General features: G+C 71.7%; 21 protein-coding genes and 1 tRNA gene. 4 read left to right on the top strand and 18 right to left on the bottom strand.

The window, feature by feature from the left end; all coding sequences use genetic code 11:
• Window positions 1-2: 2 nt before the first annotated feature.
• The 3 genes from ABZZ20_RS26315 to ABZZ20_RS26305 all read right to left on the bottom strand — a co-directional run bounded on the left by ABZZ20_RS26315 (window position 3) and on the right by ABZZ20_RS26305 (window position 2,750).
• The gene (locus tag ABZZ20_RS26315) at window positions 3-764 is read right to left on the bottom strand and encodes an ABC transporter ATP-binding protein (RefSeq protein WP_356873619.1); all 762 of its coding nucleotides are present in this window, start codon (window positions 762-764) and stop codon (window positions 3-5) included.
• Between the two features lie 161 nt (window positions 765-925).
• Window positions 926-1,693, bottom strand: coding sequence for a cobalt ECF transporter T component CbiQ (cbiQ, locus tag ABZZ20_RS26310; RefSeq protein WP_356873617.1), 768 nt, complete (start codon window positions 1,691-1,693; stop codon window positions 926-928).
• Window position 1,694: 1 nt separating this feature from the next.
• Entirely contained in the window at window positions 1,695-2,750 is a 1,056-nt protein-coding gene (locus ABZZ20_RS26305; protein WP_356873615.1) for an energy-coupling factor ABC transporter permease, read from the bottom strand.
• 194 nt (window positions 2,751-2,944) lie between these two features.
• Between ABZZ20_RS26305 and ABZZ20_RS26300 the strand changes: the two genes are divergently transcribed.
• The gene (locus ABZZ20_RS26300) at window positions 2,945-3,367 is read left to right on the top strand and encodes an SsgA family sporulation/cell division regulator (RefSeq protein ID WP_356873613.1); all 423 of its coding nucleotides are present in this window, start codon (window positions 2,945-2,947) and stop codon (window positions 3,365-3,367) included.
• 117 nt (window positions 3,368-3,484) lie between these two features.
• Here ABZZ20_RS26300 and ABZZ20_RS26295 read toward each other — a convergent pair whose 3' ends face one another.
• Window positions 3,485-5,686: an MMPL family transporter gene (locus ABZZ20_RS26295; RefSeq protein WP_356873611.1), complete on the bottom strand. Its 2,202-nt coding sequence runs from the start codon at window positions 5,684-5,686 to the stop codon at window positions 3,485-3,487.
• 110 nt (window positions 5,687-5,796) lie between these two features.
• On the bottom strand, window positions 5,797-6,387 hold the full coding sequence (locus tag ABZZ20_RS26290) for a TetR/AcrR family transcriptional regulator (RefSeq protein ID WP_356873609.1): 591 nt from the start codon (window positions 6,385-6,387) through the stop codon (window positions 5,797-5,799).
• Window positions 6,388-6,540: 153 nt separating this feature from the next.
• Here ABZZ20_RS26290 and ABZZ20_RS26285 point away from each other — a divergent pair, with 153 nt between their 5' ends.
• The gene (locus ABZZ20_RS26285) at window positions 6,541-9,840 is read left to right on the top strand and encodes a S41 family peptidase (protein ID WP_356873607.1); all 3,300 of its coding nucleotides are present in this window, start codon (window positions 6,541-6,543) and stop codon (window positions 9,838-9,840) included.
• Window positions 9,841-10,085: 245 nt separating this feature from the next.
• On the opposite strand, the gene ABZZ20_RS26280 is transcribed toward ABZZ20_RS26285, so the two are convergent.
• The 3 genes from ABZZ20_RS26280 to ABZZ20_RS26270 are packed head-to-tail and all read right to left on the bottom strand — an operon-like array spanning window position 10,086 to window position 13,575.
• Window positions 10,086-10,979, bottom strand: a complete 894-nt coding sequence (locus ABZZ20_RS26280; RefSeq protein ID WP_356873605.1) for an SDR family oxidoreductase — start codon at window positions 10,977-10,979, stop codon at window positions 10,086-10,088.
• Window positions 10,976-11,935 (bottom strand): alpha/beta hydrolase, encoded by a 960-nt coding sequence (locus tag ABZZ20_RS26275; protein WP_356873695.1) that lies wholly within the window; start codon window positions 11,933-11,935, stop codon window positions 10,976-10,978. Before ABZZ20_RS26275 ends, ABZZ20_RS26280 begins: the two co-directional genes overlap by 4 nt.
• 8 nt (window positions 11,936-11,943) lie before the next feature.
• Window positions 11,944-13,575 carry an NAD(P)/FAD-dependent oxidoreductase gene (locus tag ABZZ20_RS26270; RefSeq protein WP_356873603.1) on the bottom strand — a complete coding sequence of 544 codons (1,632 nt, stop codon included), beginning with the start codon at window positions 13,573-13,575 and terminating at the stop codon, window positions 11,944-11,946.
• Between the two features lie 169 nt (window positions 13,576-13,744).
• On the opposite strand from ABZZ20_RS26270, the gene ABZZ20_RS26265 reads away from it, so the two are divergent.
• Window positions 13,745-14,428: a MerR family transcriptional regulator gene (locus ABZZ20_RS26265; protein ID WP_356873601.1), complete on the top strand. Its 684-nt coding sequence runs from the start codon at window positions 13,745-13,747 to the stop codon at window positions 14,426-14,428.
• Here ABZZ20_RS26265 and ABZZ20_RS26260 read toward each other — a convergent pair.
• Entirely contained in the window at window positions 14,410-15,213 is an 804-nt protein-coding gene (locus ABZZ20_RS26260; RefSeq protein WP_356873599.1) for an exodeoxyribonuclease III, read from the bottom strand. The genes ABZZ20_RS26265 and ABZZ20_RS26260 overlap by 19 nt on opposite strands.
• 38 nt (window positions 15,214-15,251) lie before the next feature.
• Between ABZZ20_RS26260 and ABZZ20_RS26255 the strand changes: the two genes are divergently transcribed.
• Window positions 15,252-15,749 (top strand): GNAT family N-acetyltransferase, encoded by a 498-nt coding sequence (locus ABZZ20_RS26255; RefSeq protein WP_356873597.1) that lies wholly within the window; start codon window positions 15,252-15,254, stop codon window positions 15,747-15,749.
• 122 nt (window positions 15,750-15,871) lie between these two features.
• Here ABZZ20_RS26255 and ABZZ20_RS26250 read toward each other — a convergent pair whose 3' ends face one another.
• The 9 genes from ABZZ20_RS26250 to galU form a co-directional block, all read right to left on the bottom strand.
• On the bottom strand, window positions 15,872-19,162 hold the full coding sequence (locus ABZZ20_RS26250; protein ID WP_356873595.1) for a hypothetical protein: 3,291 nt from the start codon (window positions 19,160-19,162) through the stop codon (window positions 15,872-15,874).
• 376 nt (window positions 19,163-19,538) lie between these two features.
• A complete protein-coding gene (locus ABZZ20_RS26245; protein ID WP_356873593.1) occupies window positions 19,539-19,724 on the bottom strand; it encodes a hypothetical protein in 186 nt (61 codons plus the stop codon).
• Between the two features lie 272 nt (window positions 19,725-19,996).
• Window positions 19,997-20,070: transfer RNA gene (locus tag ABZZ20_RS26240), tRNA-Ala, on the bottom strand.
• Window positions 20,071-20,145: 75 nt separating this feature from the next.
• Window positions 20,146-21,183, bottom strand: coding sequence for a hypothetical protein (locus tag ABZZ20_RS26235; protein WP_356873592.1), 1,038 nt, complete (start codon window positions 21,181-21,183; stop codon window positions 20,146-20,148).
• Window positions 21,184-21,339: 156 nt separating this feature from the next.
• Window positions 21,340-21,948: a GNAT family protein gene (locus ABZZ20_RS26230; RefSeq protein ID WP_356873590.1), complete on the bottom strand. Its 609-nt coding sequence runs from the start codon at window positions 21,946-21,948 to the stop codon at window positions 21,340-21,342.
• A gap of 17 nt (window positions 21,949-21,965) precedes the next feature.
• Window positions 21,966-22,475 carry a MogA/MoaB family molybdenum cofactor biosynthesis protein gene (locus ABZZ20_RS26225; RefSeq protein ID WP_356873693.1) on the bottom strand — a complete coding sequence of 170 codons (510 nt, stop codon included), beginning with the start codon at window positions 22,473-22,475 and terminating at the stop codon, window positions 21,966-21,968.
• 116 nt (window positions 22,476-22,591) lie between these two features.
• A complete protein-coding gene (gene moaC, locus ABZZ20_RS26220) occupies window positions 22,592-23,071 on the bottom strand; it encodes a cyclic pyranopterin monophosphate synthase MoaC (RefSeq protein WP_356873588.1) in 480 nt (159 codons plus the stop codon).
• 72 nt (window positions 23,072-23,143) lie between these two features.
• Window positions 23,144-24,487 carry a gephyrin-like molybdotransferase Glp gene (glp, locus tag ABZZ20_RS26215; protein WP_356873586.1) on the bottom strand — a complete coding sequence of 448 codons (1,344 nt, stop codon included), beginning with the start codon at window positions 24,485-24,487 and terminating at the stop codon, window positions 23,144-23,146.
• A gap of 4 nt (window positions 24,488-24,491) precedes the next feature.
• Entirely contained in the window at window positions 24,492-25,394 is a 903-nt protein-coding gene (galU, locus tag ABZZ20_RS26210; protein WP_356873584.1) for a UTP--glucose-1-phosphate uridylyltransferase GalU, read from the bottom strand.
• Window positions 25,395-25,481 lie beyond the last annotated feature (87 nt).

Here is a 25,481-nt window from a genome sequence, read left to right as displayed (position 1 = left end):
GCTTATGCCACCGATACCGAACGGGGGTCGAAGCCGAAGGGGAGCTCCAGCCGGTGCGCCCGCATCAGCTGTTCGTCGCACAGCAGGTCCTGCGTGCGGCCGTCGCCCGCGATGACCCCCTCGCTGAGGATCACCGACCGCGGGCACAGTTCCAGCGCGTAGGGCAGGTCGTGGGTCACCATCAGCACCGTCACGTCCAGCGAGCGCAGGATGTCCGCGAGCTCGCGCCGCGAGGCGGGGTCCAGGTTGGACGAGGGCTCGTCGAGGACCAGGATCTCCGGCTGCATCGCCAGTACGGTCGCCACCGCGACCCTGCGGCGCTGCCCGAACGACAGGTGGTGCGGCGGCCGGTCGGCGAAGGCCGCCATCCCCACCTGCTCCAGCGCGGCCGTGACCCGCTCCTCCAGTTCCGCCCCCCGCATCCCGGCCGCGGCCGGGCCGAAGGCCACGTCCTCCCGCACGGTCGGCATGAACAGCTGGTCGTCCGGGTCCTGGAAGACGATGCCGACCCGGCGCCGGATCTCGGCGAAGTTGCGCTTCTCCACCGGCAGCCCGGCCACCGTCACGCTGCCCACCCCGCCGCCGAGGATGCCGTTGAGGTGCAGCACCAGCGTGGTCTTGCCGGCGCCGTTCGGGCCGAGCAGGGCCACTCGCTCGCCGCGTCCTACGGTCAGGTCCACGCCGAAGAGGGCCTGGTGCCCGTCCGGATACGCGTAGGCGAGGCCGGTCACCTCCAGCGAGGCCGGTGCCGTCATCTGGTCCATTTCCATCTCCCTTCGGGGACTTCGCCGCTGCGTTCGGTCACCTGGTGGGGCAGCGGTCGGGGCTCGGCCGTCACGAGTCTCCTCGGGGGCCGGAGGCCGGGGGCAGCTCGGGGCCGGGGGGCAGCTCGGGGTCGGGGGGGCAGCCGCCCCGGGCGCAGGAGTCATCCCGTCAGACAGACCGCCGACAGCAGGACGGCCAGTGCGGTCAACGGGAGCGCAGAGGCGCGCGCCCACTGCGCGGGCGTTGCCGCCACGTCGTCGATCACCGGCATCGCGCCGGCGTAGCCGCGGCTGACCATCGCGAGGTGGACCCGCTCGCCGCGCTCGTAGGAACGGATGAACAGCGCGCCGGCGGTCTTGGCCAGCACTCCCCAGTGCCGGATGCCGCTGGCTTCGAACCCGCGCGAGCGCCGGGCGATCGACATCCGGCGCAGCTCGTCGGTGATCACGTCGCCGTACCGGATCATGAAGGAGGCGATCTGCACCAGCAGCGACGGCAGCTTCAGCCGCTGGAGCCCGAGCAGCAGCGCCCGCAGTTCGGTGGTCGAGGCGAGCAGGACGGAGGCGGCGACCCCCAGCGTGCCCTTGGCGAGCACGTTCCAGGCGCCCCACAGGCCCGAGACGCTGAGCGAGGTCCCGAGCACCTCGATCCGCTCGCCCTCTGCCACGAACGGCATGAGCACGGCGAAGGCCACGAACGGGACCTCGATCAGCAGTCGCCGCAGCAGGAAGCCGGCGGGGATCCGCGCCACGGCGGCGACGGCCGCGATGAGGACCGCGTACAGCCCGAAGGCCCAGACCGCCTCGCGCGGGGTGGACACGACGACCACGACGAAGGCGAGGACCGCGGCCAGCTTGCAGTGCGGCGGCAGCGCGTGGATCGGCGAATGCCCGCGCCGGTAGAGGGTGTGGGCGTGGCCGGCGCCCATCTCAGAGCGCCGTCGTCGCGGTCGAGGTGGCCGTCAGGTCCCGGGCCCGGCGGCGGCGCACGGTCCAGAAGATGCCGGTGCCGACGACGACGGTCGCGCCGACGCCGATGACACCCGCGAGGCCGCCGGAGAGCCGTGCGTCGTCGACGTCCTGGAGGCTGTAGTCGGCGAGGGGGGAGTCTGCGGCGGCGTGCTCCTGCACGTTCTGGTCGATGCCCTGGTCCGCGGCGACCTTCTCCAGGCCGTCGGGGCTGGCGGAGGCGTAGAAGGAGACGAAGCCGGCCAGGACGAGGGCGGTGACCAGGCCGGTGGCCCACACCTTCTTGGTGGAGCGGGCGGCGGCGGGCACGGGGGCGGCGGCGGCCGGCGCGTCGATCAGCCGGTCGCCGACGCGCAGCTTGAGCGGTACGGCCAGCCCGCGCGCCCCGTGCACCAGGTCCGGCCGGACGGCCAGGACGGCGCCCACGGTCGCGGCGGTGATGGCGGCTTCGCCGATTCCGATGAGCACGTGCACGCCGACCATCGCGGTGAACACCTTGCCGAGCGGGACGTCGGCGGTGCCGCCGAGGGCGTAGAGGAGGGTGAACGCGGCGGCTGCGCCGGGCACCGAGAGCAGCGCCCCGGCGAAGGCGGCGACGGTGACCGAGCGCCGGGTGTCCGGCAGGACCTTGAGCAGCCCGCGGAAGACGGCGTAGGCGACGACCACCGTCACGACGGCCATGTTCGTGATGTTGACGCCGAGGGCGGTCAGCCCGCCGTCGGCGAACAGGACCCCCTGCATGAGCAGCACCACGGACACGCACAGCACACCCGTGTAGGGCCCGACGAGTATCGCGGCGAGCGCCCCGCCCAGCAGGTGTCCGCTGGTGCCGGCGGCGACCGGGAAGTTCAGCATCTGAACGGCGAAGATGAAGGCGGCGACGAGGCCGGCGAGCGGCGCCGCCCGCTCGTCGAGCTCGCGCCGGGCGCCGCGGAGGCTGACGGCCACCGCGCCCGCGGCGGCGACACCTGCGGCGAGCGAGACGGGGGCGTCGATGAAGCCGTCGGGCACATGCATGCTGCTGCTCCGCTTCCTGCGGTCTTGAACGGAGAAAATCTTTAACCGTTCAAGAGTAATGCCCAATTGCAAACCATTGGCAAGAGCGTCAGCGAAACAAAAACGCCCGCGCGGCTTCACGGGGCGGATTCACGGGAATGTGCGAGGCTGGGGGCAATACAGACTCGTATGTCACGATATGAGGAGTCTTGTCGATGCCAGCGACCGCCGAGAATCCGCCCGCGAGCTCCTCCGCCACCGCGACTGCTGTCGCCGTCACCGCCGCTGCCGTCGAGGAGCGCGTCACTGCCCGCGTGATCAGCGACGACCCGCTCTACCGGAAGATCCCGGTGGCCCTGCGCTTCACCGCCGCGGAGCCGCTCGCCGTACGGATCGTGTTCCCCGCGGGCCTCTCCCCCCAGGGCACCGACAACGAATGGGTCTTCCCCCGGGCGCTCCTCGAAGCGGGGCTCCAGGCCCCGTCCGGCACCGGCGACGTACGCATCTGGCCCTGCGGTCGCGTCCAGGCGGTCGTCGAGTTCCACTCCCCCGAGGGCGTCGCCGTGATCCAGTTCGACATCGCCACGCTGCGCCGCTTCCTGCGCCGTACGTACGCCCGCGTCACCCGAACGGCGTAACGGGCCCGGCCCCGCACTGACGATCAGTGCGGGGCCGGGGCTCCGCCCGCGCGCCCCGGTTACGAAGAGCGGCGCGGGCGGGTGAATCGGGCGGGTCGGACGCAGGTCGGACGCAGGTCAGACCTTGACCAGCTCGCGGTCCTTGTCCGGTCCCTGCGGGGATTCGCCGGCGCCTTCGAGGTGCTTGCGCAGGCTCTCGCCCTCCACGTCCACGTTGGGCAGCAGCCGGTCCAGCCAGCCCGGCAGCCACCAGGCCTTGTGGCCGAGCAGGGCGAGCACCGCCGGGACGATGGCCATGCGGACGATGAAGGCGTCGAAGAAGACGGCGACGGCCAGGCCGAAGCCGATCATCTTGACCATCTGCTCGCTGGCGCCGATGAAGCCCGAGAACACCGCGATCATGATGACTGCGGCCGCCACGACCACCCGTGCGCTGTACTGGAATCCGGTCACGATCGCCTGGCCCGGACGCTCGCCGTGGACGTACGCCTCACGCATCCGGGTGACCAGGAAGACCTCGTAGTCCATGGCCAGACCGAAGACCACGCCCACCATGAAGATCGGCATCATGCTCATGATCGGACCGGTCTGCTCCACCCCGAAGAGCGAGCCGAGCCAGCCCCACTGGAAGACCGCGACGACCGCGCCGAGGGCGGCGACGACCGAGAGCAGGAAGCCCAGGGCCGCCTTGAGCGGGACCAGGATCGAGCGGAAGACCAGCATCAGCAGCAGGAAGGCGAGGCCGACCACGAGCGCCAGGTAGGGCAGCAGCGCGTCGTTCATCTTCTGCGAGAAGTCGATGTTCATCGCCGTCGCGCCGGTGACCAGGACGTCGTCGCCGCTGCCGTCGCGGATCGTGTGGACCAGGTTCTCGGTCTCCACCGAGGACGGGCGGTCCTTCGGAATGACCGTGATCACTGCGGCGTCGCCGGCCTTGTTGGAGGTCGGCGGGGTGACCGCGGCCACGCCCTCCAGCCCCTTGATCCGGTCGACCGTCTCGTCGGCGAGCTTCTTGTCGCCGTCGACCACCACCATCAGCGGACCGTTGAAGCCCGGGCCGAAGCCCTCCGACAGCAGGTCGTACGCCTTGCGCTGGGTGGTGGAGACCGGCTGGGCGCCGTCGTCCGGCAGCCCCATCTCCAGCTTGCCCGCCGGGATCGCGACGGCGCCGAGGCCGATCACGCCGACGAGCAGCACCATGATCGGGCGGCGCAGTACGAAGCGGGCCCAGCGGGTGCCGCCGTTGGGCTTGGGCTGGGCGCCGGCCGGCTTGCCCTTGCCGAGCAGCTTGCTCTTCGTACCCGCCGGCAGGACCTTCTTGCCCGCGAAGCCCAGGATGGCCGGGACCAGCGTGAGCGCGACGAGGACGGCGATGACCACGGTGCCCGCGGCCGCGAAGCCCATCTTGGTCAGCATCGGGATGTTGACGACGGCCAGGCCCACGAGGGCGATGACCACGGTGAGACCGGCGAAGACGACGGCGGAGCCGGCGGTTCCGGCGGCCCGGCCGGCGGCCTCGTCCCGCTCACGGCCCTCGGCGAGCTCCACGCGGTAGCGGGAGACGATGAAGAGGGCGTAGTCGATGCCGACCGCGAGGCCGATCATCATCGCGAGGGTGGAGGTGGTGGAGCCGAGGTCGAGGACGTTGGCGAGCGCGGTGATGGAGGAGACGCCGATGCCCACGCCGATCAGCGCGGTCAGCAGCGGCAGCCCGGCCGCGATCAGCGAGCCGAAGGTGATGACCAGCACGATCGCCGCGATCAGGATGCCGATGACCTCACCGGAGCCCGTCTCGGGGGCGGTCATCAGGGCGTCGCCGCCGATCTCGACGGTGAGCCCGGAGGCCTTGGCCGCGGTACCGGATTCCTTGAGCGCGTCGCGCGTCTCGTCCTTCAGCTCCATGCCGCTGACGGTGTACTTGACGCTGACGTACGCCGTGGAGCCGTCCCGGCTCACGGCCTGGGCCTGGTAGGGGTCGGTGACCGAGGCGACCTGGGCCTTGCCCGGGCCGTCCTTCAGGTCGGAGACGATCTTCTCGACCTCGGCCTTGTTCTTCGGGTCGTTGACCGTGGCGCCGGCCGGCGCCTTGATGACGATGCGGGCGGTGGCGCCGTCGGCGGCCATGCCCGGGAACTTCTCGTCCAGCACGTCGAAGGCCTTCTGGGCCTCCGTGCCGGGTATCGAGAACGATCCGGAGGTGGGCGCCGACGCCGAAGCCGCGCCGAAGCCGGCGGCGAACAGCAGCGCCACCCAGACGAGGGCGACGAGACCGCGGCGCCGGAAGGCGCCCCGGCCGAGTCGGTAGAGGAAGGTAGCCACGGAGGCGGTTCTCCCGTTCAGGTCGTGGGATGGATCCGGGATGGATCAGGGCGTGGAGAGCCGGCCCGACGACGAGAGCGGCGTGTCAGGAGCAGCAGTGCGGAGTGCGCTCAGACGCCGAGGGCGGGGAAGACCACGGCGTCGATGAAATGACCGAGGAAGGCGCGGTCGACGGACCGGTCCTCGATCAGCGGAAGCGCGATGAACGCCCCGATGAGCATGTGCGGTACGAAGGGAAGTGCCGGACAGTCCGGTGCGATCTCGCCCCGGTCGACGGCTCGTTGCAGCATCACCTGGAGACCGGTGATCTCCGGGTCGACCAGCAGTTCGCGCAGCGCCTTGTGGAGCTCCGGGCTCTCGTGGACCGCATGGGTCAGGCCCCGCATCAGTGCGGTGTCCTTCGCCATCTGCGCGTCGTCGGAGTGCTGGACCATGAGCCCGAAGTCCCCGCGCAGGCTGCCCGTGTCGATCTCCCGCAGGGACATCGGCTGGGTGCACCGCAGGGCCTTGGCGACCAGCTCGGGCTTACTCCCCCACTGGCGGTAGAGGGTGGCCTTGCTGGACTTGGTACGAGCGGCGACCGCATCCATGGTCAGCGCCTCGTAGCCGACCTCGCGGAGCAGGTCGAGCACTGCCCCGTGGAGTTCGGCTTCCCGCTCGGGGGTGATCCGGCTGCGCCGCGAAGAGACCTCCTCGGACATCTCCGGCACCTCCCATCCGAACGAAACCGTTTCGTACACCGACGACGATACCCCTGTCGCCAACGAAACGAAACCGTTCCGTTTCGTTTGACGGAGTGGTCTGGATCACCTGTACGAGTTGCCAGGCCCCCTCGGCGCGGAAAGCATTGTGGGGTGAGTCACGACGGCGCGTACCTCCGCTTCCCACACCTCCACGACGACCTGCTCTGCTTCGCCACCGAGGACGACCTCTGGGTCGCCCCGCTGGTCCCCGACGGCTCGACCCCCGGCAGGGCCTGGCGGCTCACCGTCGACCGGACCAGGGTCAGCCACCCCCGATTCTCCCCCGACGGCCGTCAGATCGCCTTCACCACCTGGCGCAGCCTCGACCCCGAGATCCACCTCGTCCCGGTGGACGGCGGCCCGGTCCGTCAGCTCAGCTACTGGGGGGCCACCGACACACGGGTCTGCGGCTGGACGCCGCCCGACAAGGACGGCCGCAGCGACATCCTCGCCGTCTCCTCGCACGGGCAGCCCTTCTCGTACTTCGCCTGGGCCTACAGCGTGCCGACCGACGGCTCCCCGGGCGGCAGGCTCCCCTGGGGCCCGGTCTCCGACATCGCCGTCCACAACGGCGACGCCCCCGACGGGGAGGGCCCCGACCGCCGCACCCTGCTGCTGACGGGCAAGCCCCCGCACGAACCCGCCGCCTGGAAGCGCTACCGCGGCGGCGCCACCGGCCGGCTCTGGCTGCACGGCAAACGACTCCTGGAGAACATCGAGGGCCACCTCGACTCCCCGATGTTCGTGGACGGCCGGATCGCCTTCCTCTCCGACCACGAGGGCATCGGCAACCTGTACTCCTGCCTGCCCGACGGCACCGACCTGCGCCGGCACACCGACCACGAGGAGTTCTACGCCCGGCACGCCTCCAGCGACGGCTCCCGGGTCGTGTACCAGTGCGCCGGGGACATCTGGCTCGTGGACTCGCTGGCCGAGGGCGCCGGCCCGCGCAAACTCCACGTCCGCCTCGGCGGCCCGCGCGCGGGCCGCCGTACGTACCAGGTGCCTGCCGCCAGCCACGTCGACTCCCTCTCCGTCGACGCCACCGGGCGGGCCAGCGCCGTCGTCATCCGCGGCAGCCTCTACTGGCTGACCCACCGCGACGGACCCGCCCGGACCATCGCCGACACCCCGGGCGTGCGGGTACGGCTGCCCGAGATGCTCGGCAGCAGCGGACAGGTCGCGTACGTGACGGACGCCGAGGGCGAGGACGCGATCGAGGTCGCCTACCTCCCGCGCGCCTCCGGGGACCGCGAGCCGCGCCGGCTGGCCTCCGGCGAACTGGGCCGCGTACTGGAACTCGTGTCCGACCCGGAGGGGGAACGCCTCGCCGTCGCCTCCCACGACGGGCGACTGCTGCTCATCGACGCGACCGAGGAGTCCGGGGGAGGCGAGGTCACCGAGCTGATCCGGTCCATCAACGGGCCCGTCGCCGACCTCGCGTTCTCGCCCGACGGGGCCTGGCTGACCTGGTCGCACCCGGGCATCGGTCGCTCGCTGCGGCAGATCAAGATGGCCCGGATCTCCGGACCCGGCCCGCGCGCCGTCGTGGACGTCACCAACGGCCGCTTCGAGGACGAGAATCCGGTCTTCACCCGCGACGGCCGCTACCTGGCCTTCCTGTCCTGGCGCGGTTTCGACCCCGTGTACGACGTGCACACCGGCGACCTGTCCTTCCCGCTGGGCTGCCGCCCGTACCTCGTGCCGCTGTCCTCGGCGACCCCCTCGCCCTTCGCGTTCACCCCCGACGGACGCCCGGCGGCGGGCGGACTCGACCCGGGCGAGGGCGAACCCACCGAAGGGGACGGCACGGTCACGGTGGAGGTGGAGGGGCTGGAGAGCCGGGTCACGCCGTTCCCGGTGACCGCGTCGAAGTACTCGGCCCTGTCCCCCGTGAGCGGCGGCGGACTGGTGTGGCTGCGCTGGCCGATCTCGGGCGCGCTCGGCGAGACCTTCGCCAATCCGACCGACACCAGCGGCAAGCCCTCACTGGAACACTTCGAGATCACCAAGGCGCGCAAGACCGAACTGGCCTCCGGGCTCGACTGGTTCGCGGTCAGCGGCGACGGCACCCGGCTCGTCGTCAACGACGACGGCGACCTGCGCGCGGTCCCGGCGACGGAGTCCGGCGACAGCGACTCCACCGTCTACCTCGACCTGCGGCGCATCCTGCACGAGGTGGACCCGGCCGCCGAATGGCGCCAGGCCTACGAGGAGGCCGGGCGGCTCATCCGCGCGTACTTCTGGGAGCCGGACATGTGCAACATCGACTGGGACGGGGTGCTGCGCCAGTACCGCCCCCTGGTCGAACGGGTCGCCTCGCCCGACGAGTTCGCGGACCTGCTGCGCGAGGTGCTCGGCGAGCTCGGCACCTCGCACGCGTACGTCTCCCCCGCGCGCCGCAACGAAGGCCCGCCGCACTACCAGCGGCCCATCGGGCTGCTCGGTGCCAACCTCGTGTTCCGGGACGGTGGTTGGGTACTCGCTCGGATCCTGCCGGGCGAGTCCTCCGACTCCAAGGCCCGCTCCCCGCTCGCCGGCACCGGCATCCGGGAAGGGGCCGTGCTCACCCACGTCGACGGACGCCCGGTGGACCCGGTGACCGGGCCCTATCCGCTGCTCTCGGCGGCCGGGGGCACCACGGTCGAGCTGACCTTCAAGCCCGCCGAAGGCGAGGGCCAGCCCAGGCGGGTGGCGGTGGTGCCGCTGATCGACGAGCGACCACTGCGCTACCACTACTGGGTGTCCAAGCGGCGCGCGGTGGTCCGCGAGGTGAGCGGCGGCAAGTGCGGCTACCTGCACATCCCCGACATGGGCGGCTCCGGCTGGGCACAGTTCAACCGCGACCTGCGGATGGAGATGTCCCGGCCCGCGCTGATCGTGGACGTACGCGGCAACGCGGGCGGTCACATCAGCGAGTTGGTGGTGGAGAAGCTGACCCGCTCGATCCTCGGCTGGGACCTCACGCGCAACGCCCAGCCCGTCTCGTACGCCTCCAACGCCCCCCGCGGTCCGATCGTGGCACTGGCCGACGAGGCGACCTCCTCGGACGGGGACATGATCACTGCGGCCTTCAAACTCCTCGGGCTCGGCCCGGTGGTGGGCCAGCGCACCTGGGGCGGCGTGGTCGGCATGACCGGTCGGCACACCCTCGGCGACGGCACCGTGATCACGGTGCCGATGAACGCCGCCTGGTTCCCCGAGTACGGGTGGTCGGTGGAGAACCACGGTGTGGAGCCGGACCTCGCGATCCTGCGCACCCCGCTCGACTGGGCGGAGGGACGGCACGCACAACTGGACGATGCCGTGCACCTGGCGCTCGAACTGCTGGAGCAGGATCCGGCAGCGGTGCCGCCCGGCTACGCGGACGTACCGGACCTGCGGCGCCCGAAGCTGCCGCCGCGGCCGTAGGGCACACGGCTCACGCACGCGACTCACACGCACGCCCGGACGATGAACGCCCGAACGGCGAACGCCACGCCCGAACGCCCGACGGCGCCGAGGGGCTCGACCCGGAGAAGAGGACGGGTCGAGCCCCTCGGCGCCGTGTACGGGTCAGCAGGCCTGCCGGCCGTCTGCCCTGAAGGCCGTTCACACGTCCCAGTGGTCGAAGGCCTCGATCAGATTTTCACGACCGGACAGAGCGCGCATTTCGATCAACGACCTGCGGTGTCCTGCGCACGTTCCCTCTCGTCGGCGGCCCCGCCGGCCCCCACGAGCCCCCGGGACACGCCGGCCAGCCTCGGCTCGAAGCGCTTCATCTCCCGCTGCCCGACGGTCGCGATGATCCCGGGCAGGTAGCCGCGTACGCCCTGCATCCCGCGCAGCCACCACTGCGCGTACACGTGCGGCGCGCGCCGCTCGATGCCGGCCACGATCCGGTCCACGGCCGGGCCCAGCGGGTAGGTGCGGTTCGACGGCCAGGGCAGCCGCTGGCGCAGCTCCCGCATGACCTCGTCCCGGTCGGCGCCGCGCACCATGTCGGTGTCTGTCCAGGAGAGGTAGCCCACGCCCACCTTGACGCCCTTGTAGCCGACCTCGGCGCGCAGACAGTGGGCGAAGGCCTCGACGCCGGACTTGGAGGCGCAGTACGCCGTCATCATCGGCGCGGGGGTGATCGCGGCCAGCGAGGCGATCTGCAAGAAGTACCCTCGGCTCTCCCCCAGTACGGGGAGGAACGCGCGGGCGGTGACGGCGCCGCCTATCAGGTTCACCTCGATCACCCGGCGCCACGCCTCGGGGTCGGAGTCCGCGAACGGACCGCCGGCGGCCACGCCCGCGTTCGCGACGACGATGTCGACCTTGCCGAAGCGCTGCTTGACCTCCTGCGCGACCCGGGCCATGGCCTCGTGGTCGGTGACGTCGGCGTACCAGTGGTCGCTGTCGGTGTGCAGCCGCTCGGAGACCTCCTTGAGTGCCTCCGGCTCCAGGCCCACCAGCGCCACCTTCGCGCCGCGCGCGGACAGCTTGCGGGCGAGCAGTTCGCCGACCCCGCGGGCGGCGCCGGTGACGACGGCGACCTGGCCTTCCAGACTCCTGCGAGCACTCACGGCGTCTTCTCCTTCTCGGTGGCGGGGCGGCCGTACTGCTGGTCGAGGTGGAGCACGGCCAGCTCGCGCACGGCGTTGGTGACGGCCTCGGGGGCCTCGATCGGGGTCATGTGCCCCATGCCGGTCAGCTCGGTCAGCCCCACGCAGTTCGGCAGGGCGGCGGCGAGCGCCCGAGCGTGCACGATCGGCGTCAGCCGGTCGTTCTTGCCTCCGATGACGGCGGTCGGCGCGGTGAGGGCGGCCAGGTTCGCCTCCAGGTCCAGCCCGGCGAGCACTTCGGACCAGGCGTACCGGACCCCGGTGGGGCAGGCGTGCACGATGCGGGCACAGGCCTCGACCTTGTCGGGCGCTGACCCGGGGCCCATCGTGGCGTACTTGAGCACCCGCTTGGCGATGGGTGTGACGGGTCCCAGCGGGGCGCGCGAACCGAGTACCGCGCCGGTGATGCGGGTCCGTACGCGCCCGGGGCGCAAGGGCACGACCAACGCCTCCGCGACCAGTCGGGCGCTCCCGGTGCTGCACAGCAGCGCGGCAGCGGCGTGCTCGGTGAACTCGGGTCGCCCGGCGGCGGCCATGACCGTCATCCCGCCCATGGAGTGCCCGGCGACGACCGCCCGCTCGCCGGGGGCCAGGGTGGCCCGCAGGACGGCGACCAGATCGTCGGCGAGGGCCGTGGTGTCGTAGCGGGAGGCGGCGGGGCTGCGCCCGTGTCCGCGCTGGTCGTAGGCGATGACCCGGTGGTCCCGGGAGAGGTCCCGTACCTGCGCGGCCCAGAAGGCGGTGGAGCAGGTCCAACCGTGCGCCAGCACCACGGCCGGCGCCCCCTCGTCCCCGTGCTCCTCCACGTGCAACCGGGCCCCGTCGGCGGAGACCACGACCCGTTCCCGTCGGGCGGCGGGCGGCGCGTACGGCCCGGTGGACAGGGGGCCGCCGGGACGGAATCCGAAGGAGCGCATCAGCCGGCTCACGCGGCGCCCTCCTCGGCGGAGGCGGAGACGGAGGTGGGGGCAGTGGCGGTGGGGGCAGTAGCGGGGGCGGTGGCCTGGCCCTTCGCCTCCACGGAGGCCTGGACCGGGACCCGCTCGTGCTCGTGCTCGCGCTCGCGCAGGCGGACGACTTCGTACTCCGAGAGGTCCACGCTCCGCGTCTCCTTCCGGAACTCGCCGGTGGTGCCCGGCCAGACCGTCGTGTTGCGCCCCTGCGCGTCCAGGTACCAGCTGGTGCAGCCGCCGGTGTTCCAGACCGTCCGCTCCATACGGGACTGGACCTGCCGGTTCCACCGGTTCACGGCCGAGGGCCGGGCCGTGAGCGCGACCCGCCCGCCCAGCCCGGTGGGGTCGAGGAGGGAGAGCTGGCGCAGGTAGTCCGCCATGTAGTTCAGCTGCGACTCGATCATGAGGATCATCGAGCTGTTGCCGAGCCCGGTGTTGGGTCCGATGATCGTCATCCAGTTCGGGAAGCCCGCCGCCGTTGCCCCGCGCAGCGCTTGCATGCCGTCCTTCCAGTGGTCTGCGAGGGTGCGTCCCTCCGCGCCCACCACCCGGTCGGCGATCGGCATGTCCGTGACGTGGAAGCCGGTGCCGAAGACGATCGCGTCGACCTCGACCTCGCTCCCGTCGGCGGCGACCAGGGTGTTGCCCCGGATCTCGGTCAGCCCGGATGCCACGAGGTCCACGTTCGGCCGGGCGAGCGCCGGGTAGTAGTCGCTGGACAGCAGGATCCGCTTGCAACCGATCCGGTACGAGGGCGTCAGCTTGGCCAGCAGCGCCGGGTCCTTGATCGAGCGCGCCATGTTGGCCTTGGCCAACGACTCGATGAGCCCGAGCTGGTTCGGCCGCTTGGTGAAGGCACTCACCTGGAGCTCGCGGATGCCCCACAGCAACCCCCGTCGGGCCGCCCGGGTGAACGGCAGCTGGCGGTGCAGCCACCGCTCCGCGCTGCTGATGGCCCGGTCGGTGCGCGGCATCACCCACGGCGGGGTCCGCTGGAACAGCGTGAGCCGCTCCACGTCCGGGGCGATGGCGGGCACGATCTGGATGGCCGAGGCGCCCGTGCCGATCATGGCGACGCGCTTGCCGCGCAGGTCGTAGTCGTGGTCCCAGCGCGCGGAGTGGAAGACCTTGCCGGGGAACTCTGCGAGTCCGGGGATCTCCGGCACCTTCGGGTCGGACAGCGGCCCGGTGGCGGAGACGACCACGTCGGCGGTGAGGTCCCCGGCCGAGGTCTCGATCTCCCACCGGAGCCGGTCCGCGTCCCAGCGCATCATCCGGACCTCGGAGTTCAGCCGGATGTGGGGGCGCAGCCCGAAGGTGTCGGCTACGTGCTCCAGGTAGGCCCGGATGTGCTGCTGCCCGGAGAAGGTCCGCGGCCAGTCGGGATTGGGCGCGAAGGAGAACGAATAGAGGTGGGAGGGCACGTCGCAGGCGCAGCCCGGATAACTGTTGTCCCGCCAGGTCCCGCCGACGGAGTCGGCCCGTTCCAGTACGACGAAGTCGGTGATCCCTTCCCGCCGCAGCCGCACGGCCGCGCCGAGCCCGCCGAATCCGGACCCGATCACTGCCACTCGTACGTGCTTGCGCTCGCCCTTGCCGCCCATGCCCGCCGCCTCCCGCTTCCGCAGTCCCAGCCAACCCAGCCAACCCAGCCGACCAACCGTGCCACATTGCCAGCAATCACTGGCACAATCGGGAGGGTAGAGCAGCTCCGTACTCATGGGTAGGGGTCACACCCGGAAAGTTACTGCCGGTACGCCATAGGCTTCGCCTGTGGAAGACACGGAAGCGGGAACGACAGTGCGTGAGTACCGTACGGAGGAACTGGCCGAGGCGGCCGGCATCCCCGTCCGCACCCTGCGCTTCTACCGCGAGCGCAAGCTCCTCCCGCCGCCGCGCCGCGAGGGCCGGATCGCCTGGTACGACGACCACCACCTGGCCCGGCTGCGCACCATCGCCGCCCTCCTGGAGCGCGGCCACACCCTCGGCGGCATCGCCGAGCTGACCGCCGCCTTCGAGAGCGGCCGGGACGTCAGCCAGCTCGGCGAGCTGCTCGGCATCGGTTGGTCCGAGGAGACCCCGGTGCGCCTGACGCCGGAGGCCCTCGCCGACTACTTCGAGGGAGAGGTCACCCCGGAGAACCTGGCGGCCTCCCTCGACCTCGGCTACCTCGCCACCGACGGCGACGCGATCGTGCACGTCAGCCGCCGCCTGCTGGACGTCTCCTCGGCGCTGGTCCGCGAGGGAGTGCCGCTCTCGGCGGTGCTGGAGACGGGGCGCCGGGTCCGCGAGCACGCGGACGCCATGGCAGCCCTGTTCACGGAGCTGATCTCCACCCACCTGACGCAGGAGTCCCTCCCGCGCCTGCGCCCGCTGGCGAAGAGCGTGGTGGAGGCGGAGCTCACCATGGCGATGGACCGCCTCCTGGCATCGGGTTCTCAGGACCCCAGCTCGTAGGCCACGGTGACGGGCGCGTGGTCCGACCAGCGCTCCGGATGCGTCTCTGCCCGCTCGACGAACGCCTTCACGGCCCGGGCGGCCAGCCCCGGGGTCGCGACCTGGAGGTCGATCCGCCACCCGGCGTCGTTGTCGAAGGCACGCCCGCGGTAGGACCACCAGGAGTAGGGCCCCTCCGTCTCGGGGTGCAGGCTCCGCACGACGTCGACGTACCCGGCGGTGTCGTACACCTGGCCGAGCCACTCCCGCTCCTCGGGCAGGAAGCCGGCGCTCTTCCGGTTGGTCTTCCAGTTCTTGAGGTCCGCTTCCCGGTGGCAGATGTTCCAGTCGCCGCAGACGACGACCTCCCGCCCGCCGGCGGCGGCGCGCGTCCTCAGCTCGGCGAGGTACGGCAGGAACTCCGCCATGAACCGGTACTTCTCGTCCTGCTTCTCGGTCCCGGCCTCCCCGGACGGCAGGTAGAGGCTGGCGACGGTCACGCCGGGCAGGTCCGCCTCCAGGTAGCGCCCGCTCGCATCGAACTCCGCGCTCCCGAACCCCACCTGCACCCGCTCGGGCGCCCGGCGCGTGTAGAGCGCGACCCCGGCCCGTCCCTTCGCGGCGGCCGGCGCGAACACGGTGTGCCAGCCCTCGGGCTCCCGGACCTCATCCGGAATCTGCCCCTCCTCGGCCCGCACCTCCTGGAGGCAGACCACATCGGCATCCGAACCGGCCAACCACGGGGAGAACCCCTTCTTGGCGGCGGCGCGGATCCCATTCACGTTCACGGACGTCACGGTGAGCATCCCAGCACCCTAACGGGAGCGTTCCGTACGATGGTCGGATGTCTCACGGGATCCAGCTCCGCGCCGTGCCGTACGACCACCCGGACGCGGTCAAACTCAACGACCAGGTGCAACTTGAGTACCAGGCGCGCTACGAGGGTGAGGGCGATGTCACACCGCTCGACCCGGCGATGTTCACCCCGCCGCGCGGCCTGTACCTGCTGGCGTACGACGCCTCGGGCGCCCCGATAGCCAGCGGCGGCTGGCGCACCCAGGACGCGAACGACGAGGGCTACGCGGACGGCGACGCCGAGCTCAAGCGCATGTACGTCGTCCCCGAGGCCCGCGGCCTCGGCCTGGCCCGCCGCATCCTGGCCGAACTGGAATCCGACGCCCGCGCTGCGGGCCGCGTCCGCATGGCCCTGGAAACGGGCGATCAGCAGCCGGAGGCGATAGCCCTGTACCTCTCCGCGGGCTACACCCCGTCGGAGAAGTTCGGCCACTACCGCTTCTACGACTCCAGCCGCTGCATGACCAAGCCCCTGCTCCCCTCCTGACCTCCCGCCCGCGGCGCCGGCCGCATTCGGGCACCACCTCGGACGGACCCCACAAACGCCGAGATCCCGCCTGGTCTTCCGGCCGGACGGGATCCCATGACGTTCCCGCCAGCTACTCGCGGTCAGCCGAGGTAGCCGAAGAGGTCGACGATCACATGGGCGGAGCCCCAACCGAGGTTGGCGATCTCCACCTTGCCGTCGGCTCCCACCGGCACCGTCACCAGGTTGGCCACCGTGCTGCCGGTCGTCCAGTTGAGGTTGGACGAGTCGGGGCGGGTGGTGCCCGACGGCCAGACGGTCAGGTGACCGTCGGACTTCGGGTCGGTCACCGTCACGTTCAGCACGACCGCCCTGGCACGCCCGAGTTCACGGCTGCCGGAGAGGTCCAGCACGGTGCTCCCTTGCGCGGGCACCGGGCCGGCGGTCCGGGTGTCGAACATGCGCGTGGGACCGGCAGTGTGGAAGGTGGCACCGGTCTGGTCGTCGGAGTAGTAGCCGAACACGTCGGCGATCAGGTGGGTGGTGCCCCAGCTCGCGTTGAACAGCTTCACCGCACCGTCCGCGCCGACCGGGACCACCACGTGGTTGGGCACGGTCTGGCCGCTCGTCCAGTTGAGGTTGGACGAGTTCGGCCGCTCGGTGCCCGACGGCCACACCGTCAGGTGCCCGTCGTCCTTCGCATCCGTCACCGTCACGTTCAGCACGACGGCCCTGACGCCGCTCTGCGGAACACCGCCACGCCCGGCGACCTGCAGCGATACCTCGCCACGGGCCGGCACCGGGGTGGTTCCCGGCCGGCCCACCGCCGCCCGCGAGTCCAGCAGCCGCGACGGGCCCGCCACGGAGTAGGTGCTGCCGCCGGCATCCGCGGAGTAGTAGCCGAAGACGTCGGCGATCAGGTGCGCCGTGCCCCAGCCCGCGTTGCGCAGGTTCACCTTGCCGTCCGCGCCGACCGGGACCACGACCTGGTTCGGTACGGTCCGCCCGGTCGTCCAGTTGAGGTTGGAGGAGTCCGGCCGGGTGGCGCCCGACGGCCAGACGGTCAGGTGACCGTCGGACTTCGGGTCGGTCACCGTCACGTTCAGCACGACGCCCTTCACCCCGGACTGCGGCACCCCCGCCCGGCCCGCGACCTGCAGCGACACCTCGCCGCCTGCCGCCACCGGGTCGGTTCCCGCACGGCCGAGGGCCTCGCGGGTGTCCAGCAGCCGCGCCGGGGAGAGCACGGTGAAGCGGTCGCCGGCCTGGGCGGCCTGGATGCCGTTGTTGGCGACATGGACGCGCTGCCCGTCGGTGTCGGTCCAGACGATGTTCGCGCCGGTGCGGTCGACGGCCCAGGACCGGTTCGGCTGGCGGAGGGACTTCCACTCCTCACCCTGGGCGAGGGTGCGGACCTGCACGGTGTTCTCCCCGCCGGAGGCCTTGATCCCGTCGTGGAAGTCGAGCAGCAGCAGCCGGCCGGTGGCCAGGTCCTGGCGCACCAGGTAGCCGTCGCCGAGCAGCGACTCCCGGCCCCAGGTCACGTTCGAGGAGCCGACGCTCTGCACCGGCACCGAGAGGGTCTGGCGGGTCACCGTGTCGTACACCCCGCTGGTGCGCACCGTGCCGCGGTCGTCCTGGCAGCCCCAGCTGACGAAGCGCCCGACGGCCTCCAGCAGAGTGGCCGGGCACGGCGTGGTGAAGGTGCCGCGGTCCATCTCACCCCGCACGTCGGTGGCGTAGACGGTGGTGCCGCCCTGTTTGGCGGTCCACAGCGTGTCGCCCTGCACCGCGACGCCGGTCGCCTGCGTCTGGAACACCTGGGCTCGGGCATCGAGATCGCCGACGATCACCTGGTGGTTGGACGTCCAGTTGCCGTACGCGGTCTGGGCGAGCACCACGTAGCGGCCCGAGGCGTCCGCGGTCTGCAGGCCGCCGACGTCACCGGTGGGTATGGTGCCGGCCCAGTCCCTGCTGCCGGCCTTGCGGATGACGGCCGCTTTCCTGGTCACCGGCTCGTGCTCCAGGTAGCGGCCGTCCCCGGTGGACCGGAGGCCGACGCAACCGGCGTTGTGGTCGAAACAGTTGGTGATGGAGTGCGTGCCGTCGAGGTACTCGAAGGTCTTGACCGGGGTCGCGTCGTTCGAAACCCGGTAGCTGCGGAAAGCACCGGTGATGTCGCCCGGCTGGAAGTGGACGGTGTCCGACGCGGCGGTGAGCACGCCCCCGCCGATCGACAAGCCGAAGACGGTGGCGGGCGCCGGGGGGACCTCGACCAGCCGGCCGGCCAGCGGCTTGGCGGTGCCGTCCACGGTGAGCCGGTGGACGGCGGTCTCCGGCTGGCTGCCGTACGCGGGGGACTTCGGACTGCCGACCGCGAGGAGCGACCCGTCCGGCGCGGGCAACAACTGGGTGTCAGCGAGCTCCAGCAGGTACTCGAAGATTCCGGAGGACGAGCCAGTGCCTGCGAAGCTCAGCGGACGGCCCCGGTTGTCCCCGGTGGTTCCCCGACCGGAGTCGGTACTGACCAGCCAGTCGCCGAGCAGCCGTAGTTCACCCTCCGCCGGGTTGAAGTAAGCGGAACCGGAACTCAGCACGGTCTGCGGCTGCGCCCGGTCCAGCACGTCCACGGTGCTCTGGTCACGGGTGCGCAACACCCTGCCCTTGGCCAGCCGGAACGCGTGGGCGGCGTCGGACTCCGCCTCGTCCGGCAGCGCGGTGGTCTGCCCCGTCACGACGTCCACCAGGACGGAGTGGCTGAGGTTGTTCAGGCGGTGACGCAGGATCAGCGAGTTCTGGTCGCCGTCGTGCACCGAGGTCGCGAGGACCGCATCGGTCGGCAGCGCCACCTTGGTACGGACCGTGGAGCCGCCGTCCAGCCGATTCAGGAACCAGCCGGTGACGCTGGATGCGCTGCCCTCGAAGGTCACCACGGTGCGCCCGTACGTCCCGTAGTAGCTCTGCCCGGCGGGGATCGCGATGCTGCCCAGCGCGACCGGCCGGCCGGTGGCCAGGTCGTACAGGTCGACCTTGGCGGGAGCCTGCGCCGTGGCCGCCGTGTGGATCGCCGCGGTGTCGGAGGAGGTTCCGTAGCGGTGGTCGGGGGTTCCCCGGTAGCCGGGCGAGGGCTCGCCGTCGACCAGGCCCCCGTCGACCGGAGCGGGCAGCCGCAAACCGGTGTCGGTGGTGGCGCCGGTGTCGTACCGGGTCCACAGCAATTGGTCGCTGCCCTCACGGGCGTGCAGCAGGCCGGTGTCGCCGGCCACGAAGAGCTGGTCCCTGGCCGGGAGGCCCCGCGGGGCCGCGGGCAGCACCAGCTCGGCAGGAGCGCCTGCGGCCGGCGCGGCGACCGCCTCGGGCAGGGCCACGGTCAGTGACGCGGCGCCCGTGACCAGGGCCAGCGTGGCGGCTCCCAACCCTCGGCGCAGTCGCAACGATCGTCGTAAGTTCGGGTGCACAACCGCCCTCTCATGGACGAGCACGGGAGAAGGGGATGCTGCGGAACCGGGCCCGTGCAGCCGCTCTCGCGGGCCGGTCGGCCCGGCTCTTGGCTCGGTCCCCCTCCGATCGTGTCGGAGGATAACAACGGTGATCGCCCGTCCGCACAGGAATTCCTGGTGCCGCTGACGGCCCTGGCCCGAGCGTGGACCGCCTCGTACGGTTCCGGCCGGTAGGACAGCACCACACCCGCCACGACCTTCTGCTCGCTGCGCCAGTACAACTTCGGCAGCACGGCATCGCCGTGGTCATCTGCGTTCCTTCTTGGGGCAGAGCCGGGTGCTGGAGCCGGAAGCGGGTCAGGAAGCGCGATCAGTCGAACTCCAGGCCGAAGTACGGGTCGGGTTCGCCTGTGTAGGGGTCGATTCCGGACTCCCGGCGTCGTTGTTCCTCGCGCCAGTGGACGAAATGCGGAGCGGGCTCGCCCCCGAGGTACGCGTCGCTGAGCGGGCACTCGTCGAAGCCTTCGGCGAACAGGCGGCGGAGAAACTCCGCCATTCCGCTCGGCACCGCCCGCCCAGCAGACGGCGGGGTCGCGCCTCCGTCGAGATCACAGCCGGCTGGCCCTCCTGCGGTGGCTCCGATGAAGGGATCTTCGGGCCCTCGGCCACGCTCCTCGTCGCCGCCAGCCGCCGGCATCCGACCGACCGTCCCCGCTCACGTTCGGACACCGTCTCGACACACCCCACAAACGCCGAGATCCCGCCCCGCCTTCCGGCGGAACGGGATCTCGTGACGATTCCTGAGAGCTACTCAAGAACTGTCGTCTGTGGACCTGTGGGGATTTGAACCCCAGACCCCCTCGATGCGAACGAGGTGCGCTACCAGACTGCGCCACAGGCCCTTGCGACGTGTGAAACATTAGCATCCCCGCGCGGGTGCTCCAAAACCGATAGCGGGAGCGCCCGTGCAGGTCCGGTCATTCGTTCGCGGCACGGGGGCGGTCTTCGCTCTCGTACTGGTCGAACAGCGGTGTGCGGCCGCGGTCGCGACCGCGCGGGCGGGCGTTCGAAGGGGACTTCTGGTCCGGCTTCGCCTCGACCCTCGGCTCGGGCTTCGGGGCCGCCGAGGGCTGGGCGCGCAGCCGGGGGTCGGTCGGTTCGGCCGCGCTGGAGCGGGTGGCGCTCCAGGCGTCCGGGGTCGCCGGGCCCGTGGCGCGCGGGGCGACCGGGGCCGTGACGTACGTCGGCAGCGGGACCGGGACCGGCTCCCAGCTGTCACCCCGGACGGGGCCGCGCTCACGCTCGCGCTGCTGGTCCACCCACTCGGCGTGGTCGGTCTGCTCGACCAGCGCGCGCCGTCCGGCCTCCTGCGGGGAGACGGGTGGCGCGGGGTCCGGTTCGGATCCCGCGGTGGCTTCCGGTTCGCGGCGGCGCGGGCGGTTCTCGCGCAGCTGCCGGGCGGCTGCCTCGGCGCGCCGCCGGTCCATGGTGAACTCGAAGCGGCGCCGCTCCTGGACCCGCAGGTGCACGATGTACGTGCTCAGCAGCAGGGCCGGTACGGCGGGCGCCCAGAGGTAGCCCAGACCGCCGACCGCGGCGACGACCGTCCCCAGCGTGAAGATCAGGAAGAGCAGTGCGGTGGTGCGCCGGCGCCGCGCGAGCACCTGGAGGCGCTGTTCGCGCCGGTGCCGCTCCGCCATGGCCGACCTCGGCTCCGCCCTGGTCGGGGGCACGACGAGGGCCCGGGCGTCGGCTTCCACGGAATTCACCGTTTCCGTCGCGACGTCCGGGTCCGCGCGGTACTGGGGCTCGGCCTCCTGGTCGCCGCGTTCACGCAGCCCCTTGGCGTAACGCCGCTCCATTCCCGCTCGGCCGGAAAGCAGCCGAATGGCAGTGGAGAAGCGTTCCGTCGGACGGGCTTCGTTCAGCTCGTCCTGCCTCCGGAGCCACATGGGCACCAAGTAGGCGGCCCAGGCCCCGACAATGACTGCGTAGATGAGGCCGCTGCTGCTCACACCTCACACCGTAGAGGGGCACGGCCGGGCGGATCCGCCAATTGGGCCGGTGTGTCGCACGAACCGGCTGATATCACGGACTTTTTTTGTGAATCTTCGGATCAGGTTATGGGTGAATCGGTTCCCGACCCCCGCGAATTCGAACAGTTATTCGCTTTATGGGGAAGGAGTGCCCTGACTGCGGGCGTGGTGCCAGCGACGCAGCAGTCCCTCCGGGACCTCTTCCGCCGTCAGCGCGTACACGAGGTGGTCGCGCCACGCGCCGTCGATGTGCAAGTAGCGGGGCCGCAGCCCCTCCTCGCGGAACCCCAGCTTCTCCACCACCCGGCGGCTCGGACCGTTCTCCGGGCGGATGCACACCTCCATCCGATGCAGCCCGACCTTCGCGAAGCAGTGGTCCACCGCGAGCGCGACCGCCGTCGGCATCACGCCCCGGCCCGCCACCTCGCGGTCCACCCAGTAGCCGACGTGGCCGGCGCACATCGAGCCCCAGGTGATCCCGGCGACCGTCAACTGGCCGACCAGCCGGCCCTGGTACTCGATGACGAAGGGCAGCATCCGCCCCGCGTTCGCCTCCGCCCGCAGGTGACGGACCATCTGGCGGTACGTCGGCCGCTGGACGACCGGCCCCCAGGGCGCGGGCGGCGGAATCGTCGCCTCCCAGGGGCGGAGCCAGTCGCGGTTGCGCCGGTTGACCTCGCGCCAGGCGCTCTGGTCCCGCAGTCTTATCGGCCGGAGCGTGACGTCGCCGTCGGTCAGCACCACCGGCCAGGAGGGCCCGTTCAGCTCGGGCTCCCCGAGGGTCTGGGGTGGTCGCCGCCCCGGATCTGGTCCACGGCGTGCGGCAGGATCCGCGCGAGGACCGCGAGGCCGTCCCGGACGCCGCCGGTGGAGCCGGGCAGGTTCACGATCAGGGTGCGGCCGGCCACCCCGGCCAGGCCCCGGGACAGGGCCGCGGTCGGGACCTTCACCAGGCCCTCGGCACGGATGGCCTGCGGGATGCCCGGGATCTCGTAGTCCAGCACCCGCGCGGTGGCGTCCGGGGTGCGGTCGGTCGGCGAGATGCCGGTGCCGCCGGTGGTCAGGATGACGTCGTACCCGGCGGCGGCGCCCTCGCGCAGCGCCTGCTCGACCGGATCCCCGTCCGGGACGACCCGCGGACCGTCCACCGTGAAGCCGAGTCCTTCGAGCCCCTCGGCCAACAGCGGCCCGCCCTTGTCCTCGTACACGCCGGCCGAGGCGCGGTTCGAGGCGGTGACCACCAGGGCGCGCAGGGCTGGCCCGGGCCCCACGGCCTCGCTCACGGCCTCGCCCGCAGCCTTGCCGGCCGCCTGCGCCTCGCCGGCCGCCGCCGGCTCCTGGCCGGCGCCGTGGGTGTGGCCGAAGGCGTCGCCGGCGCGGGGGGCGCTCACGCGCGCGTCCAGTCGCCGGACTTGCCGCCGGTCTTCTCCTCCACCCGGACGTCCGTGATGACGGCGCCCTTGTCGACGGCCTTCACCATGTCGATGACGGTGAGCCCGGCGACCGCCACGGCGGTCAGCGCTTCCATCTCGACGCCCGTGCGGTCGGTGGTCTTGACGGTGGCGAGGATCTCGACGGCGTCGTCGGCGACGGAGAGGTCCACCTTCACGCCCGACACGGCCAGCGGGTGGCAGAGCGGGATCAGGTCGGGGGTCTTCTTCGCACCCATGATCCCGGCGATCCGCGCGGTGGCGAGGGCGTCGCCCTTCGGCACGCCCTCGCCGCGCAACAGCTCGATCACCCGGGGAGAGACGAGCACGCGACCGCTGGCCCGCGCCGTCCGCATCGTGACGTCCTTCTCCGAGACGTCCACCATCCGGGCCGCGCCGGCCTCGTCGATGTGCGTCAGCCTGCTCTGCGTGCTCATAGGTTCGTGCCGCTCCCGCTCCGGGCCCCCAGGGCCTGTGTGGTGCAACACGCTACCCGCACCTGCGGGACTTCAGCCGAGCAGGACCACTTCCAGCTCGGACCCCGGCTCCACCGTGGTGACGTCCTCCGGGACGACCAACAGCGAGTCGGCGTGGGCCAGTGCCGCGATCAGGTGCGAGCCCGATCCGCCGACCGGGCTGACCGTGCCGCTCTCCGGGTCGTACTTCCCCCGCAGGAACTGGCGGCGGCCCGCCGGGGAGCCGAGCGCCCCGTCCGCCTTCAGCACGGCCCGCACGCTCGGCCGGCTGACGTCCGCCAAGCCCATGAGCGTGCGGATCGCGGGACGCACGAACAGCTCGAAGGAGACGTACGAGGACACCGGATTGCCGGGCAGGGCCAGCAGGGGGGTGTGGTCCGGGCCGATGGTGCCGAAGCCCTGCGGCTTGCCCGGCTGCATCGCGAGCTTGCGGAAGTCCATCCGGCTGCCGTCCACGTCGTCGCCACCGGTGACGCCCACCGAGGACAGCGCTTCCTTGACCACGTCGTACGCGCCGACGCTGACACCTCCCGTGGTGACCAGCAGGTCGGCCCGGATCAGCTGGTCCTCGATGGTGGCGCGCAGTGTCTCGGCGTCGTCGGCGACGGCCCCGACCCGGTAGGCGATCGCCCCGGCGTCCCGCGCGGCGGCGGCCAACGCGAAGCTGTTCGAGTCGTAGATCGTTCCCGCTACCAGCGCCTCACCCGGCTGGACCAGCTCGCTGCCGGTGGACAGCACGACCACCCTCGGCCGGGGCCGGACCCGGACGGTGCCGCGCCCGATGGCGGCCAGCAGGGCGATCTGCGGCGGGCCGAGCACCGTGCCCGCGGCGAGCGCGAGGTCTCCGGCCTGGACGTCGCTGCCGCGCGAGCGTACGTGGGCGCGCGCCTCGGCGGACCGGTGCACGCGCACCTCACCGCCGGCGCCCTCGGGGGCCGCGCTGGCCGGGGTCATCCCGGCGGCCGCGCCGCCACCCGTACCGCCGTCGGTCCACTCGACCGGTACGACGGCTTCCGCACCGGGCGGCAGCGGGGCGCCCGTCATGATGCGGGCGGCCTGGCCGGGGCCGACGGTGGGCAGCTCGCCGCTGCCCGCCGCCACGTCCCCGATGACCGTCAGCACCGCGGGGAACTCCTCGCTCGCGCCCTGGACGTCGGCCGTACGGACGGCGTACCCGTCCATGGAGCTGTTGTCGAAGGGCGGGAGGGCGACGGGCACGGTGACGTCCTCTACCAGGACGCAGCCCTGGGCGTCGAGCAGCTGGAGCTCGATGGGCTCCAGCGGTCGGACGGCGGCGAGGACGTCCGCGAGGTGCTCGTCCACCGACCACAGACGCTGGGGGCCGTGGTCGGTGTCCTGCGGTGCGCGGCTGCTCAAGGTGCTAGATCTCCTCCGTGACGTAACGGTGAAGCCAGGTGCGGAACTCCGGGCCCAGGTCCTCACGCTCGCACGCGAGGCGGACGATGGCCCGCAGGTAGTCCCCGCGGTCTCCGGTGTCGTAGCGGCGGCCCCGGAAGACCACGCCGTGCACCGGACCGCCCACGGTCTCGTCGGCGGCCAGCTTCTGCAGGCCGTCGGTGAGCTGGATCTCCCCGCCGCGGCCCGGCTCGGTCTCCCGCAGTATGTCGAAGATCGCGGGGTTGAGGACGTACCGTCCGATGACCGCGAAATTGCTGGGGGCGTCCGCGGCGTCCGGCTTCTCGACGAGTCCGGTGACCCGGACGACGTCCGGCTCGTCCGTGTGCTCGACGGCGGCGCAGCCGTAGAGGTGGACGCTGGCCGGGTCCACCTCCATCAGGGCGATGACGGTGCCGCCGGTGCGCGCGTGGATGTCGGTCATCTGCCGCAGCAGCGGGTCGCGCGGGTCGATCAGGTCGTCGCCGAGCAGGACGGCGAAGGCCTCGTTGCCGACGTGCGGCTCGGCGCACAGGACGGCGTGGCCGAGGCCGCGCGGGTCGCCCTGGCGGACGTAGTGCATGGTGGCCAGGTCGCTGGATTCCTGGACCTTCTTGAGCCGGTCGTCGTCGCCCTTGGCGATGAGGGCCGACTCCAGCTCGTAGTTGCGGTCGAAGTGGTCTTCGAGGGCTCGCTTGTTGCGCCCTGTGATCATGAGGACGTCGTCCAGGCCGGCCGAGACGGCCTCTTCCACCACGTACTGGATGGCCGGCTTGTCCACGACCGGGAGCATTTCCTTGGGCGTCGCCTTGGTCGCCGGCAGGAAGCGGGTGCCGAGGCCCGCGGCGGGGATGACGGCCTTCTTGATCACGGGGTGCAACTCAGTCATGGGCAGAACGATAGTGGGTCACGCAGAACCGCCAGGTTTGATTCCGGTAAATAGATCAATGATTGACCCAATTTCAAGGGATATGCG

This window comes from Streptomyces sp. NPDC006430 (assembly GCF_040612395.1).
Taxonomy (GTDB): domain Bacteria; phylum Actinomycetota; class Actinomycetes; order Streptomycetales; family Streptomycetaceae; genus Streptomyces.
The sequence above is the reverse complement of the archived record's forward strand: the minus strand, read 5'-3'. Positions and strand labels throughout refer to the sequence as shown.

Excerpts from the sequence above, each read along its gene's own strand:
- ABZZ20_RS26315 (WP_356873619.1), bottom strand. The coding sequence starts at position 764 with ATGGACCAGATGACGGCACCGGCCTCGCTGGAGGTGACCGGCCTCGCC.
- cbiQ (WP_356873617.1), bottom strand. The coding sequence starts at position 1,693 with ATGGGCGCCGGCCACGCCCACACCCTCTACCGGCGCGGGCATTCGCCG.
- ABZZ20_RS26305 (WP_356873615.1), bottom strand. The coding sequence starts at position 2,750 with ATGCATGTGCCCGACGGCTTCATCGACGCCCCCGTCTCGCTCGCCGCA.
- ABZZ20_RS26300 (WP_356873613.1), top strand. The coding sequence starts at position 2,945 with ATGCCAGCGACCGCCGAGAATCCGCCCGCGAGCTCCTCCGCCACCGCG.
- ABZZ20_RS26290 (WP_356873609.1), bottom strand. The coding sequence starts at position 6,387 with ATGTCCGAGGAGGTCTCTTCGCGGCGCAGCCGGATCACCCCCGAGCGG.
- ABZZ20_RS26275 (WP_356873695.1), bottom strand. The coding sequence starts at position 11,935 with ATGCGCTCCTTCGGATTCCGTCCCGGCGGCCCCCTGTCCACCGGGCCG.
- ABZZ20_RS26270 (WP_356873603.1), bottom strand. The coding sequence starts at position 13,575 with ATGGGCGGCAAGGGCGAGCGCAAGCACGTACGAGTGGCAGTGATCGGG.
- ABZZ20_RS26260 (WP_356873599.1), bottom strand. The coding sequence starts at position 15,213 with ATGCTCACCGTGACGTCCGTGAACGTGAATGGGATCCGCGCCGCCGCC.
- ABZZ20_RS26255 (WP_356873597.1), top strand. The coding sequence starts at position 15,252 with ATGTCTCACGGGATCCAGCTCCGCGCCGTGCCGTACGACCACCCGGAC.
- ABZZ20_RS26245 (WP_356873593.1), bottom strand. The coding sequence starts at position 19,724 with ATGGCGGAGTTTCTCCGCCGCCTGTTCGCCGAAGGCTTCGACGAGTGC.
- moaC (WP_356873588.1), bottom strand. The coding sequence starts at position 23,071 with ATGAGCACGCAGAGCAGGCTGACGCACATCGACGAGGCCGGCGCGGCC.
- galU (WP_356873584.1), bottom strand. The coding sequence starts at position 25,394 with ATGACTGAGTTGCACCCCGTGATCAAGAAGGCCGTCATCCCCGCCGCG.